Source organism: Actinoplanes sp. SE50/110 (assembly GCF_900119315.1).
Taxonomy (GTDB): domain Bacteria; phylum Actinomycetota; class Actinomycetes; order Mycobacteriales; family Micromonosporaceae; genus Actinoplanes.
This window is the reverse complement of the sequence record NZ_LT827010.1, coordinates 7,674,225-7,690,494: the sequence shown is the minus strand read 5'-3', so window position 1 is coordinate 7,690,494 and position 16,270 is coordinate 7,674,225. Positions and strand designations below refer to the sequence as shown.

At 72.8% G+C, this 16,270-nt stretch carries 20 protein-coding genes; 12 read left to right on the top strand and 8 right to left on the bottom strand.

Translation table 11 applies throughout. From position 1 onward, the window contains the following. Window positions 1-105 precede the first annotated feature (105 nt). Window positions 106-921, bottom strand: coding sequence for a hypothetical protein (locus ACSP50_RS34295; RefSeq protein WP_014693910.1), 816 nt, complete (start codon window positions 919-921; stop codon window positions 106-108). Beyond that, on the bottom strand, window positions 918-1,505 hold the full coding sequence (locus tag ACSP50_RS34290) for an RNA polymerase sigma factor (protein WP_231956776.1): 588 nt from the start codon (window positions 1,503-1,505) through the stop codon (window positions 918-920). Before ACSP50_RS34290 ends, ACSP50_RS34295 begins: the two co-directional genes overlap by 4 nt. A gap of 301 nt (window positions 1,506-1,806) precedes the next feature. Here ACSP50_RS34290 and ACSP50_RS34285 point away from each other — a divergent pair, with 301 nt between their 5' ends. From ACSP50_RS34285 to ACSP50_RS34240, 10 genes are all read left to right on the top strand, one after another. Then, on the top strand, window positions 1,807-2,019 hold the full coding sequence (locus tag ACSP50_RS34285; protein WP_014693908.1) for a hypothetical protein: 213 nt from the start codon (window positions 1,807-1,809) through the stop codon (window positions 2,017-2,019). 61 nt (window positions 2,020-2,080) lie between these two features. After that, a complete protein-coding gene (locus tag ACSP50_RS34280; RefSeq protein ID WP_014693907.1) occupies window positions 2,081-2,602 on the top strand; it encodes a hypothetical protein in 522 nt (173 codons plus the stop codon). Next, window positions 2,602-4,410, top strand: coding sequence for an ABC transporter ATP-binding protein (locus ACSP50_RS34275; protein WP_014693906.1), 1,809 nt, complete (start codon window positions 2,602-2,604; stop codon window positions 4,408-4,410). Before ACSP50_RS34280 ends, ACSP50_RS34275 begins: the two co-directional genes overlap by 1 nt. A 1-nt stretch (window position 4,411) precedes the next feature. Further along, on the top strand, window positions 4,412-4,849 hold the full coding sequence (locus tag ACSP50_RS34270) for a S26 family signal peptidase (RefSeq protein ID WP_014693905.1): 438 nt from the start codon (window positions 4,412-4,414) through the stop codon (window positions 4,847-4,849). After that, the gene (locus ACSP50_RS34265; RefSeq protein ID WP_014693904.1) at window positions 4,836-5,363 is read left to right on the top strand and encodes a MauE/DoxX family redox-associated membrane protein; all 528 of its coding nucleotides are present in this window, start codon (window positions 4,836-4,838) and stop codon (window positions 5,361-5,363) included. Before ACSP50_RS34270 ends, ACSP50_RS34265 begins: the two co-directional genes overlap by 14 nt. Before the next feature lie 195 nt (window positions 5,364-5,558). Then, window positions 5,559-6,662, top strand: coding sequence for a sensor histidine kinase KdpD (locus ACSP50_RS34260; protein ID WP_014693903.1), 1,104 nt, complete (start codon window positions 5,559-5,561; stop codon window positions 6,660-6,662). After that, window positions 6,659-7,102 carry a roadblock/LC7 domain-containing protein gene (locus ACSP50_RS34255; RefSeq protein WP_014693902.1) on the top strand — a complete coding sequence of 148 codons (444 nt, stop codon included), beginning with the start codon at window positions 6,659-6,661 and terminating at the stop codon, window positions 7,100-7,102. The genes ACSP50_RS34260 and ACSP50_RS34255 overlap by 4 nt, the downstream gene beginning before the upstream one ends. A gap of 54 nt (window positions 7,103-7,156) precedes the next feature. Next, window positions 7,157-7,465 (top strand): DUF742 domain-containing protein, encoded by a 309-nt coding sequence (locus tag ACSP50_RS34250; protein WP_197688105.1) that lies wholly within the window; start codon window positions 7,157-7,159, stop codon window positions 7,463-7,465. Between the two features lies 1 nt (window position 7,466). After that, on the top strand, window positions 7,467-8,012 hold the full coding sequence (locus tag ACSP50_RS34245; protein ID WP_043516123.1) for an ATP/GTP-binding protein: 546 nt from the start codon (window positions 7,467-7,469) through the stop codon (window positions 8,010-8,012). A 16-nt stretch (window positions 8,013-8,028) separates the two neighbouring features. Further along, entirely contained in the window at window positions 8,029-9,279 is a 1,251-nt protein-coding gene (locus ACSP50_RS34240; RefSeq protein ID WP_014693899.1) for a styrene monooxygenase/indole monooxygenase family protein, read from the top strand. Window positions 9,280-9,465: 186 nt separating this feature from the next. On the opposite strand, the gene ACSP50_RS34235 is transcribed toward ACSP50_RS34240, so the two are convergent. The 6 genes from ACSP50_RS34235 to ACSP50_RS34210 form a co-directional block, all read right to left on the bottom strand. Beyond that, window positions 9,466-9,675: a hypothetical protein gene (locus tag ACSP50_RS34235; RefSeq protein ID WP_231956775.1), complete on the bottom strand. Its 210-nt coding sequence runs from the start codon at window positions 9,673-9,675 to the stop codon at window positions 9,466-9,468. A gap of 80 nt (window positions 9,676-9,755) precedes the next feature. After that, complete coding sequence (locus ACSP50_RS34230; protein ID WP_014693897.1) at window positions 9,756-10,829, bottom strand: VWA domain-containing protein; 1,074 nt, start codon at window positions 10,827-10,829, stop codon at window positions 9,756-9,758. Further along, entirely contained in the window at window positions 10,829-11,797 is a 969-nt protein-coding gene (locus ACSP50_RS34225) for a VWA domain-containing protein (RefSeq protein ID WP_014693896.1), read from the bottom strand. Before ACSP50_RS34225 ends, ACSP50_RS34230 begins: the two co-directional genes overlap by 1 nt. Then, entirely contained in the window at window positions 11,794-12,711 is a 918-nt protein-coding gene (locus tag ACSP50_RS34220; RefSeq protein ID WP_014693895.1) for a DUF58 domain-containing protein, read from the bottom strand. Before ACSP50_RS34220 ends, ACSP50_RS34225 begins: the two co-directional genes overlap by 4 nt. Before the next feature lie 3 nt (window positions 12,712-12,714). After that, window positions 12,715-13,707 (bottom strand): MoxR family ATPase, encoded by a 993-nt coding sequence (locus ACSP50_RS34215; RefSeq protein WP_014693894.1) that lies wholly within the window; start codon window positions 13,705-13,707, stop codon window positions 12,715-12,717. Window positions 13,708-13,723: 16 nt separating this feature from the next. Beyond that, complete coding sequence (locus ACSP50_RS34210) at window positions 13,724-14,581, bottom strand: S1C family serine protease (protein WP_014693893.1); 858 nt, start codon at window positions 14,579-14,581, stop codon at window positions 13,724-13,726. Between the two features lie 296 nt (window positions 14,582-14,877). Between ACSP50_RS34210 and ACSP50_RS34205 the strand changes: the two genes are divergently transcribed. Together ACSP50_RS34205 and ACSP50_RS34200 are read left to right on the top strand one after the other, a co-directional pair. After that, the gene (locus ACSP50_RS34205) at window positions 14,878-15,639 is read left to right on the top strand and encodes a hypothetical protein (protein WP_014693892.1); all 762 of its coding nucleotides are present in this window, start codon (window positions 14,878-14,880) and stop codon (window positions 15,637-15,639) included. Between the two features lie 229 nt (window positions 15,640-15,868). Then, a complete protein-coding gene (locus tag ACSP50_RS34200) occupies window positions 15,869-16,243 on the top strand; it encodes a hypothetical protein (protein WP_155123712.1) in 375 nt (124 codons plus the stop codon). Window positions 16,244-16,270 lie beyond the last annotated feature (27 nt).

Here is a 16,270-nt window from a genome sequence, read left to right as displayed (position 1 = left end):
GTGTCCGGCTCGCGTCATCCGCGCCGGATGGTATCAACCGGGATCGACATTCCCCGCCGGGAGCCGCCTGACCGGTGGGACAGGCGGCTCCTCGTCAGCCGGCGATCAGTTGAGTTTCGGGGCGTCGTAGAGGTCCGAGGCGGACAGGTTCGGGACCGCGCTGCCGTCCCTGAGGCGCAGGGTGATCGTGGTCGGCCGGGTCTCGCCGGCTTTCTCCGGGTACCAGGCGAGGAAGTAGTGGTCGTCGACCGTGGCCTCGACCTTCCGGCCGTCCGGCGTGGTGACCGCCACCCCGGTGACGTCGGTGCCGAGGTGCCCGGACATCAGCCGCGCGTACCCCTCGTCGGTCTTGAGCTGGCCCCAGGCCTGCAGTTCGACGCCCTTGGCGCCCAGCTGCCCGTCGCTGACCGGCGACTCGAACGAGCTGCCCCAGTACACGGTCCCGGCCTTGTCGCGGAAGCAGGTGGCGGTCCACTGCTGTGTCGCGATGGCGACGTACCGGTACGCGCCGCGGGCTTCGCCGAGAACCTTGCGGGCATGGTCGAGCTGCGCCTGGGTGTAGCCCCAGTCGGGGGTCAGCTTCTGCGTCATGCAGTCCCGGCTGAGCGCCTGGGTGTCGCCGGCGCCCAGGGCGGCGGGGGTCCCGGTCCACGACGCGTACGCCGCCTGGTCACCGCTGAGACCGGGGATCACCAGGACCGCGGCGGACACGGCCGCGGCGGCGAGACCGGCCACCGCCCAGCGGCCGGTGTGGCGTACCGCCCGGCGCGGGGCGGTGACCGGCGCCCCGCCGGTGCGCGGCGAGCGGACGATGCGGTCCAGCAGGTCCTGGGCGGACGGGTGGTGCACGCGGCCCCGGCCCACGGGTTCGGCCGCGGCCCGCAGCCGCACGTCGAGGTCTCGGTGGTCGTTGCTGTTCATCGGTTCACTCCTGAGTCGCTGGTGGGGGCGGCGGCGGCCGCGACCCCGGTGTAGTGCCTACGCAGGCGGCGGCGGGCACGCATGAGCCGCAGGCTGAAAGCGGTGGTCGAGATGCCCAGCACCCGGGCGGCCTGCGGCCCGGTCAGGCCGTCCAGCGCGATCAGCGCGATGACCTGCTGGTCGTCCTGGCTGAGCTGCTCCCAGGCGCGGTTGAGGTCGACGCGGCCGGCGATGTCCACCGCCTCGGCGACCGGGTCCGGTCCGCCGGGTTCGCGCAGGATGCGCAGGGCCAGCGCGTGCTGCCGGTGATCGCTGCGCCGCCGGTTGCGCAGCACATGGTGAGCCACCGTGAACAGCCAGGCACGGGCCGGATCCAGGTCACCGGGGATGTCGTCGAGGCGGCGCCAGGCGGTGAGGAAGACCTCCGCGACGACGTCCTCGGCGGCCAGCTGGTGGGTGCGGCGTTCGACGAAGCAGAGCAGGTCGTCGTAGGTCGCCTCGAACAGGGCTCGGAAGGTGGCCTCGTCGTCCCGCGGGGTTTCCGCTCGCCGCTCGGCCACCATCGGGGCATTGGATCGGTTCACACCCCCTCATGTCCATCCGGGCGGCGATCACTTCACCCCGTTTTCCGCGGGGTCGCGGCGACCCCGTTCTCCGCGGGATCGCGGCGGGTCTCCGGCGATCGTGGGCGGGATGCGACCGACCGCGATGAATCTTTGCGGAGTTATTGCAGATCAGCCTTCATGATCGCGCGGGCGGCGGCCGGACGGGGTAGAGGGCGCGTGGCGATCTCATTACTGTCCCTCGATGTGGGACGACCGCCGTCCCGTCGAGTGGCGGATGCCCTCGTGTGCATGCGCGCTCGGACAGCTGAGGGGAGCTGACATGAGCAACTTCTTGATCAAGGCGGGAGACCGCCTGCTGGCCCGCGTCCTGCGGACCGAGGTCGCCGGGGCCTGCGTCCCGGACCACGGCCAGAGCTGCGGATCCATCACCTACGTCTGTCACCTGGGCCGGCTCTACAAGCACGACCCGGGCCGGGTGCAGTGCAACGGCCAGTGCGTCACCACCGTCACCTACGTCGGCACCTGCGACTGATCGTGTGATCGACGGGCGGCGGGCCCGGATCCGCCGCCCGCCCGGACGTGAGGGGACGTCTATGAGCATCACCGTCGCGGTCGCGCTGGCCCTGGTCGGCGCCGTCACCGTGCTCAACCTGTTCCTGCTCACCGCGGTCATGCGGCGCCTGCGCGCGCACGAGGCCGCGCACGCGCCGGCCGCGCTGGCGCTGCCCGAGCCCGGTCACCGGATCGGCGCGTTCCGCACGACCACCCCGGACGCACTGTCGGAGGAGGACCTCGCCGAGCCGGCCGTCGTGCTGTTCGTGATGCCCGGCTGCGCGCCCTGCCACGAGCTGCTGGACGCGGTGCCGGACGCCGGCTTCGACCCGGCGCGTACCTTCGTCCTGGTGGCCGGCGACGCCGCGCTGGCGCCCACCCGGGAGCTGGCCGCGCTGGTGCGCCCGCTGGGCCGGGTCGCGGTGATCGACCCGGACGGACCGGTGACCGCCGCGTTCGGCGGCATCCGGGGCTATCCGACGGTGGTGCACGTCGCCGCGGGCCGGGTGGTCGCCGCCGACCGCAGGCTGAGCGTGCTGGTCCGCTCCGCGGCCGGAGCGTGATGGCGGGCTCCGGCTTCTCCCGGGCCGCGGCGATCTGCCTGCGGCTCAGCTGGGCCGCGAGCCGGCCGGCCACGGTCGCGGTGATCGGGCTGTCCGCGGTCGCCAGTGTGCTGCCCGCGACGACCGCCTGGTTCGGCAAGGAGCTGATCGACGAGCTGACCCGCGGGCCGGCCGCCGCCACCGGCCGGGCCACCGTGTTCGCGGTGGCCGCCGCGCTGGCCGGCGCGGTGTTCGCCGGGCTGGCGCAGCTCGGCACTTTGGCCGGGGCGTACCTGCAGCGGGAGACCAACGCGCGGATCCAGGAGCGGCTGTTCGCGGCGGTCAACGGCTTCCACGGCGTCCGCCGCTTCGAGGATCCGGCCTTCCGGGACCGGCTGGAGCTGGCCGGCACCGGCGCGCAGCAGGCTCCGGAGAGCGTCACCACGATGCTCTCCGGTACCCTGCGGGGCGTTCTGACCATCGCCGGATACGCGGGTGTGCTGCTGACCGTGTGGCCACCGATGCTGCTCCTGCTCGCCCTGGCCGCGGTGCCCGCCTTCGCCACGTACCGCCGGATCGGCCGCCGCGCCGCCGGGGTCAGCGAGTCCACCGTGGCCCGCATCCGCCGGCAGCTCTCCTACCGGATGCTGATGACCGAGGCGGTCGCCGCCCGGGAGGTGCGGCTGTTCGGGTTGGGCCGGCTCTTCGCCGGTCGGTTCGCCGCGTCGCTGCGCGAGACGTCCGGCGCGGAGCTCGCCGACCGGCGGCGGGCAGCCGGCGCCGAGACCCTGTTGAGCCTGGCCGGGGCGGTCGTCGCGCTGGCCGGCACGCTGGTGATGATCCGCGAGGTGGCCGCCGGCCGGCTCAGCGTCGGCGGGTTCAGCCTGTTCACCGCCGCCGCGATCGGCGTGCAGGGCGCGCTCACCTCGGTCCTCTCCCAGATCGGCATGGCCACCCGCAACCTGGCCCTGTTCCACCACTACGCCGAGGTGGTGGGCGCGGCCCCGGACCTGGCCGACGGAGACCGCCCGGTCGCCCCGCTGACCGACGCGGTCACCCTGGACGACGTCTGGTTCCGCTACGACGAGGACGGTCCGTGGATCCTGCGCGGGGTGACGCTGCGGATCCCGCGCGGCGCCACGGTCGGGCTGGTCGGGCTCAACGGCGCCGGCAAGAGCACGCTGGTCAAGCTGCTCTGCCGGTTCTACGATCCGCAGCGGGGCACGGTCCGCTGGGACGGCACCGACCTGCGCGACCTGCGGATCGCCGGCTTGCGGCGGCGGCTCGGCGCGGCGTTCCAGGATTTCGTCCGGTACGACCTGACCGCCGCCGAGAACATCGGAGTGGGTGACGTCGATCGGCTCGACGACCGCCCGGCGATCCGGGCAGCGGCCCGGGCCGCCGGGATCGACGCGGCCGTCGAGGCGCTGCCGAAGGGCTACGACACGCTGATCAGCCGGATCTTCCTGGACGGTGACGACGCCGACGAGGGGGTCAACCTCTCCGGCGGCCAGTGGCAGCGGCTCGCGGTCGCCCGGGCGCTGATGCGCGAGGACTGCGATCTGGTCATCCTGGACGAGCCGAACGCCGGCCTGGACGCCGACGCCGACGCCGAGATCCAGGCGGCGCTGCGCGCCCACGCCGGCGACCGCACCACGCTGCTGGTCTCGCACCGGCTCGGCACGCTGCGCCACGCCGACGAGATCGTGGTGCTCTCCGGCGGCCGGATCACCGAGCGGGGCGACCACGACACGCTGCTCGCCGCCGGCGGCGAGTACGCCCGGCTGTTCCGCAAACAGTCGGCCGGCTACGTGCCCGCGGGAGGCTGACATGTGGTGGCTCGCGGTGCTCGCCGTGCCGCTCGCGGTGGCGGCCGCGGCCCGGGCCGGGTTGCGGGTGGTCGAGGTGCGGGGGCACAGCATGAACCCGGCGTACGCCGACGGCGACCGGATCCTGGTCCGGCGCGGCCGGGCCCGGACCGGCCGCCCGGTCGTCTTCCGCCGCCCGGATCTCGCCGGCCCGGCCGCGGCCGACGTCGACTGGCTGGTCAAACGGGTCGTCGCGACGGCCGGCCAGCCGGTGCCGCAGGCGCTGGCCGGCGTCGTCCCGGACGCCGTCGTGCCGCCCGGCCGGCTGCTGGTCCGCGGCGACAACCCGCACAGCATCGACTCACGCCACTTCGGCTACGTCGCGGAGGCCGACGTGCTCGGCGTCGCGATCCGCCGGCTGTCCACCGGAACGGGAGTGCCCGATCGTGCCGTGCCTTGAGATCGCCGCCCGGCTGCTGATCGGCACGGTGTTCGCGGTCGCCGTGGCCGGCAAGGTGCGCTCCGGCGCCGCGTACCGGGAACACGTCCGGTCGCTGCGGCGGATGGGCGTGCTGCCGGACCGATGGGTGCCGGCCGCGGCGGGCGCCGCGGCCGGGGCGGAGGCGGTGGTCGTGGTGCTGCTCGCGGTGCCGGCCCGGTGGACCGGGGTGCCCGGGTTCGCTCTGGCCGGTGGACTGCTGGCGGTGTTCACGGCGGCGATCGCGGTCAGCCTGCGCGGCGGCAACCGTGCCCCGTGCCGCTGTTTCGGCGCGTCCAGCACACCACTGGGCGGTGCCCACGTCGTACGCAATCTGCTGCTCCTCGGTGTCGATCTCGCAGCCCTGACCGCGATGTTCGTCGCGGCGCGGCCGGCGACCCTGGCCGGCGGCGTCGTCGCGGCCCTGGCCGGGCTGATCGCCGGCGCCCTGGTGACCAGCTATGACGACATCGTCGCGCTGTGGCGCCCGGCGTGATCGGCATCGGTCAGGGTCCATGATGGAGTGGGCGGCATCGCCGGTTCCAACAGGGCGCTTTCCTGTTCACTAGATCGATGACCGTCGCCTGTCACCCGATAGCCAGGGGGACAATCGGCCGGGTACGGTACAGACCTCGTAGCCGGTGATCTTCTGCCGTTTCGATACGACAGAGGTCTGATGGGGGAGCAATCGATGGCCGAGCCGGGTCGCTGGAGGGGCTGGTTGCGGCGGCGGCGGGTGGAGCAGGGCGGACCCGGCAGGCACGCCGCTCCGGAGACCCCGGCGCCGCCGGCGACGCAGCCCGAGCCGGTGGTGCGCGCCGCGGACAGGACGGACCCGTGGCGCCCGATCGCCGGGGAGTTCGCGCTCCGGCTGCTCACCCTTACGTGGGAAGCCGTTCATCACATCGGGGAAGCCGAATTCCGCGAGCAGGACGCCGAACGCCGCCAGATCCTGTTCCGGATCGACCACTCGGTGACCCGGGTGCGGCGACTCGCCGAGAATTTGCGGGTGCTCACCGGCGAGCCGCTCGACGACCCTGATCAGCAGGTGACCTCGCTGCACGACGTGACGCACGCGGCCGGGGCCGCGGTCGAGCACTACGAGCGGCTGCACTTCGGCCCGATCGCCGACCTGGCGGTCACCGCGACCGCCGCCGACGACGTGATCCGGATCCTCACCGAGCTGATCGACAACGCTGACCGGTACTCGCCGCCGACCGAACCGGTCACCATCGCCGCGCACCTGACCGGCGACGGCGACGTGGTGATCCGGGTCGAGGACACCGGCATCGGGCTGAACCCGGCGCACCTGCCGTGGATCGAGAGACTGCTGACCGACGGCCCCGGCGACGGCGAGCTGCAGCCGGCCCACCTGGGGCTGGCCGTCGCCGCGGTGCTCACCCACCGCCACGGTTCGCTGCGCGTGCGCCTGGTGCCCCGCCAGCCGCGCGGCACCGTCGCGATGCTGCTGATCGGCGCCGACCTGCTCTGCGAGTCCCCCCGGGTCGCCCCGGACGAGTCGCCGGCCGAGAAGCCACAGCCGGCGCCGAACGGCCGGAACCACCGGAACGACGTCACCATGGTGCTCCCGGCGATGCCGAAACCGATGCCGCGCCGGGTGCCGGCCAGCGTCCGGGCCAACGGCGCGACCCTGCCGCCGCCGCCCCCGGCCTCCACCGCCACCCACGAGACCACCTGGCACGACGACGCCGCCGCGTTCAACGCCGGCGTCGACGCCGCCCGCGCCCAGCAGGAAAGCCCCCCAGGCATCATGGAAGCTGAAGGACCGCAATGACTGACACCCAGCAACCGGACGTCTCCTGGCTGATCGGCCAGCTCGTCCGCGAGGTACCGACGATCACCGCGGTCGTCCTGGTCTCCGCCGACGGCCTGCAACTGGCCTCGTCCGGGCACCTGAGCCGGGAGCACGCGGAGAGCGTCGCCGCGCTCGCCGCCGGATTCCTCGGCATCACCGGCCAGCTCGGCGGCCTGCTGCAGCTCGGCGCCCCGGAGAACCTGAGCATCCGCTACCCGCACGGCCACCTGGCGTTCCTGCGGATCGACGACCCGGCCGGCGAGTTCGTCGCGGCGCTGCTGGTCGCGGCCCAACCGCAAACCCAGATCGGACATCTCGGGTACGCCATGACCACCTTCAGCCAAGCGGTCGGGCACGCCCTGACTCCGGAGACCCGTCACGCGCTGCACCAGCGCACCCTGCCCGCACCGGTTCGCTGAGCGGAGGCCACCATGGGCCGAAGGCCGGGACTGCACTGGAAGGTGCGCCCGTACATGACCGCGCGGGGCCGCACCGGCAGCCGCAGCCCCCTGTTGATGCACACCCTGGTGTCGACCGGAAACCGGTACGACCCGGTGCTGGCCGCCAGCCTCACCCCGGCCTCCCGGTCCCTCTACGAGCAGGCCCGCCGGACATCCTCGGTGGCCGAGCTGTCGGCATCCTGCGGGCTGCCGCTGGGCCTGACCCGGCTGCTGATCAGCGATCTGCTCAAAATCGATCAGCTGGTGGTGCACGACGCTCGCCCCTCGCAAGATCTAGCACTCCTGGAGAGACTTCGTGCAGGCCTCCTCCGCCTCACCTGAGATGCACTCTGCCAAGATCGTTATCGCCGGTGGGTTCGGCGTCGGCAAGACCACCGCGGTCGAGGCGATCTCGGAGATCCCGGCGATCCGCACCGAGTCGTGGATGACCGCGGCCGCCGCCCAGATCGACCACCTCGATCCCGGTATCGACAAGGTCACCACCACGGTCGCCATGGACTTCGGCCGCGTCACGGTCGACGATTCTCTTGTGCTGTATCTGTTCGGCACACCGGGCCAGCCCCGGTTCTGGCCGATGTGGGACGACCTGGTCCGGGGCGCGGTCGGCGCCCTGGTCCTGGTCGACACCAACCATCTGGAGAACTCGTTCGCCGCGGTCAACTACTTCGAGAACGACGCCGCGGTGCCATGGATCGTCTGCGTCAACCTCTTCCACGGGGTGCAGACCCACGACCTGGCCGAGGTCCGGGAGGCGCTCACGCTGCCCCCGCACATCCCGCTGATCGCCGCGGACGTCCGCGGCTCCCGCAACGTCGCGCAGGCACTGCTGGCCGTGGTGAACCACGCGACGGAGAAAGCCCGTCAGTAACAGGAGGCATCCCCCCATGCGCAAGATTCTGATCGTCGGAGCCGGCCAGGCCGGACTCCAACTCGCCCTCAGCCTGCACGCCGAAGGCTACGAGGTCACCCTCATGTCGGCCCGCACCCCCGACGAGATCCGCACCGGCTGGCCCACCTCCACCCAGGCCATGTTCGACCTCGCCCTCGGCACCGAACGGGCGTACGACCTCAACCACTGGGAGCACGTCACCCCACCCATCCACGGCCTGCGCCCGCAGCTGTCGGTCGAACGCGGCCGACTCGCCCTGGCCTTCAACGCCCCGCTGGAGCGCCCGGCCCAGTCCACCGACCAGCGGATCAAGATGTCCCGCTGGCTGCAGGATGCCGAGGAGCGCGGCGTCGAGGTGATCTACAACGCGGTCACCACCCAGGACCTGGACGCGATCACCCAGCTCGGCCGCTACGACCTGACCGTGGTCGCCGCCGGCAAGGGCGACCTGGTCGCCATGTTCGACCGTGACCCGGAGCGCTCCCCGTATTCCACCCCCCAGCGCGGTCTGGCCGTCGCCTACGTCCACGGTCTCGAACCGGACCCGGCCTGGCCCGACCCGCACGTCGGCTTCCACGCCCTGCCCGGCCTCGGCGAACTGTTCGTCATCCCGGCCCTCACCCACACCGGCCCGTGCGACATCCTCTTCTGGGAGGCGATCCCCGGCGGCCCCCTCGACCGCTGGGCCGGCCACCCCGGCCGGATGGCCCCCGACCAGCATTTGGCCATCACCCTGGAACTGGCCCGCGAACACCTGCCCTGGCTGCACGCCCGCGCGGAGAAGGTCGAGCTCACCGACGCCAAAGCCACTCTGCACGGGCGGTACACGCCCACGGTGCGCCGGCCGGTCGGCCACCTGCCGGGCGGCGGGGTGGCCCTTGGGCTGGCCGACGTCGTCATCGCCAACGATCCGATCACCGGGCAGGGCAGCAACACCGCGGCCAAAGCGGCCCACCACTACCTGCAGGCGATCCTGGCCCGGGGCGACGAGGCATTCGACGAAGCCTGGATGAACGCGACCTTCGAAAGCTTCTGGGGGGCGCACGGGGCGGCGGTCACCGGCTGGACCAACGCGATGCTGCAGCCCCTGCCGCCGCACGTGCAGCAACTGCTGGGGGCGGCTACCGGGAGTGAGACGATCGCCCGTCGGTTCGCGGCCGGCTTCAACGACCCGAACGACTTCCTGAACTGGTTCGTGGACCCGGAGAAGGCGGCGGCCTACCTCGCCGAGGTCAGCGGGGCGTAACCGACCCGACAGCGGGCGCACCCTCCCGGAGCGCCCGCCTGTCTACCGGGAAGCAGGATTCGTGGCGGCTGCGGGACGCCGTCCCGCGGTCTGCGGACGATCCGGGTTGAGCGCTGGGCGGCAAGCGCCGGGGACAGCGCAGCGGCGCTGCCCGGGGAGGGTGGCGCCGCTGCGGGAGGGGTGGGCTCAGTGGGCCTCGCCGAGGAGGCGGCGGACTTCGGCCAGGAGCTCGGCCTGGAAGGCGGCTACGTTGCCGTCCACGACGCCGATGCGGTAATCGGACCCGGTTTCCGGATCGTCTGCCAGTTGGGCGTCGCGGCGTCCCGCCGAGCCGTCGGCGTGGCCGGCGGTGTACGCCAGAAAAGCTTCTTCCATCAACGGGGCCTCCTCGAACACGCGGGCCAATCTCGCATGGATACGGATGCGAGGGGGCCATCCGTTCGACCGGATCGCCGCCAGTTGATCGTCCGGGCCACTCAGCCCTTCAGGTGGATCTTGGCGCGGGGGCGGCTCCACCACAGCGACAGCGCCAGGCCGGTGACGACGAGGACGGCGCCGACCAGGACGAACCAGAAGCTGATGTCGACGTCGGCCCGGTGCAGGCCGATCTCCTTCGGCAGATCGTGCAGGACGCCGTTGAGCTCGTCGGCGTCCTGGGCCTTGAAGTAGCGGCCACCGGTCAGGTCGGCCACCTGGTTCAGGGCGTCCTCGTCGATCTCCTGGACCCGGCCGTGGCCGCCGCCGAAGCCGCCACCGCCCGGGAGACCGCCGCCGCCCGGAAACGAGTCGCCGCTGACCTGGTCGGCCGTGCACACCATCGGCGACGGCCTGGTCGTTCCGAAACCGATGGTGAAGATCCGGACCCGGCGGGCCGCGGCCTCCCGGGCGGCGGTGACCGGGTCGACGCCGGTGGTGTTCGAACCGTCGGTGAGCACCACGATGGTGTCCGACTCGTAGTCGCCGCGGGCAATGGTGTCGCCCAGATCGGCGCCGGTGGCCGGGACGGCCGGGTTCATCTCGGCGATGGCGTCGATCGACGTGAGGATGGCCTGGCCGATCGCCGTGCCGCGGGCCGTTTTCAGGGTGTCGATGGCGTCGAGCAGTTCGTCCCTGTCGGTGGTGGGGGCGACCAGCAGGCCGGCGATGCCGGAGAAGGCGACCAGACCGATTCTGGTGCCGTCGCTCTGCGAGGTGACGAATCGGCGGGCCGAGTCGACGGCGGCGGACAGGCGGTTCGGGGTGACGTCCGTGCTGCACATCGACCCGGAGACGTCGATGGCCAGCAGGATCGACGTGTTGTCGGACTCCACCGGGACCCGCGCCTGCGGGCGGGCCACGCCGCCGGCCAGGGCGAGCAGGCCGGCCAGGAACAGGACGACCGGGATGCGGCGGTGCCAGTCGGAGCGGCCGGGGAGGGCGGCGCGGATCAGGGCGACGCTGGACACCGTGACCGCGGTGCGTCTGCGGCGGCGGTTCAGCCACCAGCGGGCGACGAGTAGCAGCGGGACGACCAGCAGTGCGGCCAGCGCCCACGGCCAGTGGAAAGACATCAGATGATCCTTCCGTGCCAGCGGGTGCCGAGCAGCCCACCGAGCGCCAGCAGCAGCAACGCGGCCCCGGCGAACGGGGCGGTCAGCTCCAGCGGCTCCTTCCTCGTGGTCAGCCGCAGGTCGATCGACGACGTGGCCCGGTTCAGCGTGTCGGCGTCCCCGGCCGCGTGATAGGCGCCACCGGTGACCTGGGCGACCGCGGTCAGCGTGCGCTCATCCAGGGCGGTGTTCAGGTGGTAGCCGTCGACCTCGACGGTGGCGCCCCGGGCGGTGCCCACGCCCACCGTCTGAATCCGCACCCCGGCCGCGGCGGCCATCTCGGCGGCGGCTTCGACGTCCGGGCCGCCGGTGTTCTCGCCGTCCGAGAAGATCACCATGGTGGCCGACGGCCAGTAGCCGAGCGTCCTGGTGTCCGCCGTCCCGCCGTCCTTGGGCAGGCTGACCGGTTTGCCGGTGATGGTGCCCAGGCCGACCAGGATGGCCTGGCCCAGCGACGTGCCGCCGCCGGGTCTGACCCGGGCGATGGCGGCTTCCGCGGCCGGGTGGTCGCCGGTCGGCGCCTGGGTGAGCAGCGCGGTGTCGCCGAAGACGAGCACGCCGACGTCGACCGTGTCCGGCTGGGCCTCGACGAACTCGGTGGCGGCGGCCTGCGCGGCGGCCAGCCGGGTGGGGCTGACGTCGGTGGCGGCCATGCTGTTGGAGATGTCGAAGGTGAGCAGCACGGTCCCGGACACCCGCGGCACCGACACCCGCGCCTGCGGCCGGGCCAGGCCGACGAGCAGGATGGGCAGGGCGGCGAGGAACAACGCGTACGGCAGGTGACGTCTCAAGCCGCCGCCGATCAGCGCACCGAAACCGGACGCCTTCAACGCCGCTGCGCGGCGTCTCTGCAGACCGACGTAGAAGACGACGGCACCGATGGTGAGCAGGACCGCCACGATGAGCAGGTACGGGTACCGAAAGCTCACCGCCGCCCCCTTCCCGACGCCTGCACCAGATGGACCAGCGCCGCCATCAGGTCCTGGTCCGTGGTGATCCGGTGATTCGCCACCCCGGCCCGGCGCATCACGTCGGCGAGTCCGGCCTCGCGGGCGCGCACCTGATCGGCCAGCCGCCCGCGCAGCACCGGGTCGCCGGTGTCGACCAGCAGCTGCTCGCCGGTCTCGGCGTCCTCGACCAGGATCACACCCAGGTCGGGCAGGACGAGTTCGGCCGGGTCGACGACCCGGATCACCACCACCTCGTGCCGGTGGGTGAGCTGACCGAGCGGGCGGTGCCAGCCGGGCGCGCCGATGAAGTCGCTCATCACGAAGATCAGGCAGCGGCGTCGGGCGGTGGTGGTCGCGGCCAGCCGCAGCATCGCGGCCAGGTCGGTGCCGGCGGCGGGCGGCTCCGTGGCCCTGCGGAACCGTTTCGGTTCTGCCGTGGCCGGCGGTTTGAGCAGCTCGTGGGCGATCCGCAGGACCTGGTCGCGGCCGGCGCGCGGCGGGATCACCCGCTGCGCGGCGTTGTCGAACAGGATCGCGCCGACCCGGTTGCCGCCCCGGGACACCACCCGGGCCAGGCTCACCGCGAGTTCGGTCGCCGCCGACTCCTTCCCCTCGTAACCGCCGAAGCGCATCGACGCCGACTTGTCGATCACCAGCCAGGCGGTCAGCTCGCGATCCTCGGTGTACTGCCGGACGTGCGGGTCGTCCAGCCGGGCGGTCACGTTCCAGTCGATGTGCCGGACGTCGTCCTCCGGCGTGTAGGCGCGCAGGTCGGTGAAGTCGAGCCCGCCGCCGTGCCACACCGTGCGGTACGCGCCCTGCAGTCGCCCGTCGAGGCGACGGCCGAGCTGCCACTCCAGGCGCCGCAGCAGCCGGTCGGGTGGGCTGGTCATGGGTCAGCGGCCCCGGCCGGCGGGCTCCGGGAACGGCAGGTTCGCCAGGATCTTGGCGAGGATCACGTCGGGGGTGACATCGTCGGAGAGGGCCTCGTAGGAGAGCACCATCCGGTGTCGCAGCACGTCCAGGGCGAGATCGGAGAGGTCCTCCGGGACAACATAGTCACGGCCCCGGAGGTACGCGAGGGCCCGCGCCGCCAGCACCAGACTGATCGACGCGCGCGGACTCGCACCGAAGGTCACGTACCGCGAGAGGTCCGTCAAACCGACCGTGGCCGGGTCGCGCGACGCGGTGGCCAGCTGCACCGCGAACTCGATCAGCGACGGGTCGACGTAGACCTGGTCGGCGGCCTGCTGCAGGGTGACCAGGGTGTCCGGGTCGATGATCCGCTGGAGCACCGCGGCCGGGGCCAGGGCCCGCTCGACCACCACGAACTCCTCGGTGGCGGTCGGGTAGCCGATCACCACCTTCATCATGAACCGGTCGACCTGCGCCTCCGGCAGTGGATAGACGCCCTCGTTCTCGATCGGGTTCTGGGTGGCCATCACCAGGAACGGGTTCGGCAGTCGGTGCGTCTGGCGGCCGATCGTGACCTGGCGCTCCTGCATCGTCTCCAGCAGCGCGCTCTGCACCTTCGCCGGCGCCCGGTTGATCTCGTCGGCCAGCAGCAGGTTGGTGAAGACCGGGCCGAGCTGCACCTTGAACTCGCCGCTGGGCTGGTGGTACACCCGGGTGCCGACGATGTCCGCGGGCACCAGGTCGGGGGTGAACTGCACCCGGTGGAACTCCCCGCCGATCGCCTCGGCCAGCGATTTCACGGCGAGGGTCTTGGCCAGTCCGGGCACCCCCTCGACCAGGATGTGGCCGCGCGCCAGCAGCGCCACGACCAGGCGTTCCAGCAGGATGTCCTGGCCCACGATGATCTTCTTGACCTCGTAGAGCACCTTCTCGATGTCTCCGGCGGCGGCCGGCGGGGCGTCGTTCCCGGTCATCTGTCCCGTCCTCGCTCTACAGGGGTGGTGCTCGTCCGTCGCCCTGCTCGCCACCGCCGAGCGCGGCGCCGATCGGGACGGCGAAACCGATGCCGATGAAGGTGCCGGCCCCGCTCGGGTTGGCCAGCGAGACCACGATCCCGACCACCTGACCCTGGTCGTCGACCAGCGGCCCGCCCGAGTTGCCCGGGTTGACCGCGGCGTCGAACTGGATCAGCCCGGCGATGTCACCCTGCTCGTCCCGGTCGAGCCTGCGGTCCAGCCCGGAGACCACGCCGCTGGTCGTCGAATCGACCAGGCCGAGCGGGTTGCCGATCGCCACCACCGGGTCGCCCACCTCGACGCCGCCGCCGAGCACCGCGGGCACCAGCGTGTCCGGCAGCTTCGCCGGGGTCAGCGTGGCGATGTCCAGCTTCGGGTTGCTCCTCGCCACCTTGGCCGGGGCGGTGGTTCCGTCGGCGAAGGTCAGCTTGATCGTCTCGGCGCCGTCGACCACGTGGTCGGCGGTCATCACGGTGCCGTCCGCGTTCGCGACCACGCCGGTGCCGGTGGCCGACTCCAGCGCCTTCTTCGCGTCGTGGCCGGTGGTCTGGATCAGCACCACGGACGGCAGCAACGTCTGATAGATCTGGGAGACCGCGAGCGGTCCCGGCGAGGCGGACGGTTTCGGCTGCGGCGCGGTGGCCTGCGGGGTGGCTTTCGGCCCGCCGCGCAGGAACACCACCGCGGTGATCACCACGGCCCAGAGCGCGACCAGGGCGAACAGCGCCTTGCGGCGACGCTCGGGCGAGTTCCACGAGCTCAGCCGGGTCGGGGTGGGCTCCTGCGGAGCGGGCTCCGGGGGATCGGAGCCGTCCGGCCGGAGCACGGTCATCACGGCACGACCGCCACACTCAGCATTTCTTGACGCTACAAGCGATTTCCCGGAATTCCCCGTGCGGCCGCCAATGGTCTCCGGTACGCAAGATCGCCCATTAACCCGTAAAGCAGGCATAACGGGGAGCTGTCAGCTCGTCCCCGAGACTGCCCGGCGCATCCGGCCGGCATCGGCCGACCACCGCGCCGGGCGCCGGGACCTGAAGCCACAGGGACCGCCTACAGGACGGACAGCCCGCTCACATCCAGGCCGGCGACGATCTCCTCATCGGACGAGCCCAAGGAGTCGCCGCAATGAGCAGCAACGAAGAAGCCGACCTTCCCACCGCGCCGAACCTCTTCCCGGCCGGTGCGGTGACCACCCTCCCGGCCCGCGACCCATGGTCCGGGGCCGCCGCTCCGGCAGCCGCGGGGCCGGCCGCCGAGACCGTGCCGACCGCCCCGGAATGGACCCGCACCGGCCAGATCCTGGAGGTCGCCGGGACTTCGTCCGCCGGCTCTCCGTCCGCTGGCGGGCCGGCGACGGGCCCCGTGTCCGCCGGGACTTCGTCCGCCGGCTCTCCGTCCGCTGGCGGGCCGGTGACGGGCCCCGTGTCCGCCGGGACTCCGGCCGCCGAGATCCCGATGAGCCCGCAGGCCGTCCCGCCGGGCGCCGTGCCGCCGCCCGGATCGTGGGCGCCGGTGGCCGTGGCGGGGAGGAAGCCGCGCAGCCCGAAGACGATCCTGATCGCCGCCGTCCTGGCCACCGCGGTGGCCAGCTCCGGCATCACCGCCGGGATCATGTCCGCGGTCGGCGGATCGTCGACCCCGGCGAGTTCTCAGCAGGGCGGGCCGGGCGGGCGCGGTGGGTTCCCCGGTGGAGGCGGCGGCTTCGGCGGGATGGACCAGAACGGCACCACCCAGGACGGGACCACCGGGCAGGGCGGCATCGGGCAGGGCGGCGCTGGGCAGGGCGGCATTGGGCAGGGCGGCGCCGGGCAGGGTGGGACCGCGCAGAACGGGACCACTCAGCAAGGGCGGACCGGGCAGGGCGGCACCACCGGCACCGGCACCTGACCCGGACCGTCATCGGTGACACGGCGCGAGGCGTGCCCCTTCCGGGTGCGCCTCGTCGCATGCCCGGACCCGGGCGGAATCGGCGCGCGGCGGCCGGAGCTTGCCGACGTACCGCCGCAATCGGCTCGGGAAGTGGAGCGCGGCCGGGAGGGGGCAGCGGATCCGGAGCGGGCGTGTCGGATCGAGGACGGGGGAGTGGCCCCGGGCGGGGAGCGGACCAGGCTGGACGGTGACGCGAACAGTGTCGGGGGTGGTCGGTGTGGGCGGTGAGTTCGTGGTGCGGGGGCGGATCCTGCTGCCGGCCGGGGAGCGGCCGGTGCGGGCCGCGCGGGTGGTGACCCGGGCCGAGGACGCCGGGCGGGCCGACGCGCCCGCGGTGGTGATCGCCGAGGCGGTGCAGGAGGCCGTGGCGTTGCCGGGCCGCGACGGCGTGCCGTTCGAGATCAGGGTGCCGGCCGCTGCGGCCGGACGGTGCACGCTGCGGTTCCACGTCGACGTCACCGGGTCGGGCGGGGTGACCGCCGGTGACTACGTGTCGACCCGGGTGTATCCGGTCGCCGCCTTCCCGGCCGGCCTCGACGTGCCGATGAGTCGCGTCACCTGACAGATTCGCAATGAGGCGAAGGAGTAC

What these genes read in the sequence shown, in the direction of transcription:
- ACSP50_RS34295 (WP_014693910.1), bottom strand. Translation starts at nt 921, where the DNA reads ATGAACAGCAACGACCACCGAGACCTCGACGTGCGGCTGCGGGCCGCG.
- ACSP50_RS34285 (WP_014693908.1), top strand. Translation starts at nt 1,807, where the DNA reads ATGAGCAACTTCTTGATCAAGGCGGGAGACCGCCTGCTGGCCCGCGTC.
- ACSP50_RS34280 (WP_014693907.1), top strand. Translation starts at nt 2,081, where the DNA reads ATGAGCATCACCGTCGCGGTCGCGCTGGCCCTGGTCGGCGCCGTCACC.
- ACSP50_RS34275 (WP_014693906.1), top strand. Translation starts at nt 2,602, where the DNA reads ATGGCGGGCTCCGGCTTCTCCCGGGCCGCGGCGATCTGCCTGCGGCTC.
- ACSP50_RS34270 (WP_014693905.1), top strand. Translation starts at nt 4,412, where the DNA reads ATGTGGTGGCTCGCGGTGCTCGCCGTGCCGCTCGCGGTGGCGGCCGCG.
- ACSP50_RS34260 (WP_014693903.1), top strand. Translation starts at nt 5,559, where the DNA reads ATGGCCGAGCCGGGTCGCTGGAGGGGCTGGTTGCGGCGGCGGCGGGTG.
- ACSP50_RS34255 (WP_014693902.1), top strand. Translation starts at nt 6,659, where the DNA reads ATGACTGACACCCAGCAACCGGACGTCTCCTGGCTGATCGGCCAGCTC.
- ACSP50_RS34250 (WP_197688105.1), top strand. Translation starts at nt 7,157, where the DNA reads ATGACCGCGCGGGGCCGCACCGGCAGCCGCAGCCCCCTGTTGATGCAC.
- ACSP50_RS34245 (WP_043516123.1), top strand. Translation starts at nt 7,467, where the DNA reads ATGCACTCTGCCAAGATCGTTATCGCCGGTGGGTTCGGCGTCGGCAAG.
- ACSP50_RS34240 (WP_014693899.1), top strand. Translation starts at nt 8,029, where the DNA reads ATGCGCAAGATTCTGATCGTCGGAGCCGGCCAGGCCGGACTCCAACTC.
- ACSP50_RS34230 (WP_014693897.1), bottom strand. Translation starts at nt 10,829, where the DNA reads ATGTCTTTCCACTGGCCGTGGGCGCTGGCCGCACTGCTGGTCGTCCCG.
- ACSP50_RS34220 (WP_014693895.1), bottom strand. Translation starts at nt 12,711, where the DNA reads ATGACCAGCCCACCCGACCGGCTGCTGCGGCGCCTGGAGTGGCAGCTC.
- ACSP50_RS34215 (WP_014693894.1), bottom strand. Translation starts at nt 13,707, where the DNA reads ATGACCGGGAACGACGCCCCGCCGGCCGCCGCCGGAGACATCGAGAAG.
- ACSP50_RS34210 (WP_014693893.1), bottom strand. Translation starts at nt 14,581, where the DNA reads ATGACCGTGCTCCGGCCGGACGGCTCCGATCCCCCGGAGCCCGCTCCG.
- ACSP50_RS34205 (WP_014693892.1), top strand. Translation starts at nt 14,878, where the DNA reads ATGAGCAGCAACGAAGAAGCCGACCTTCCCACCGCGCCGAACCTCTTC.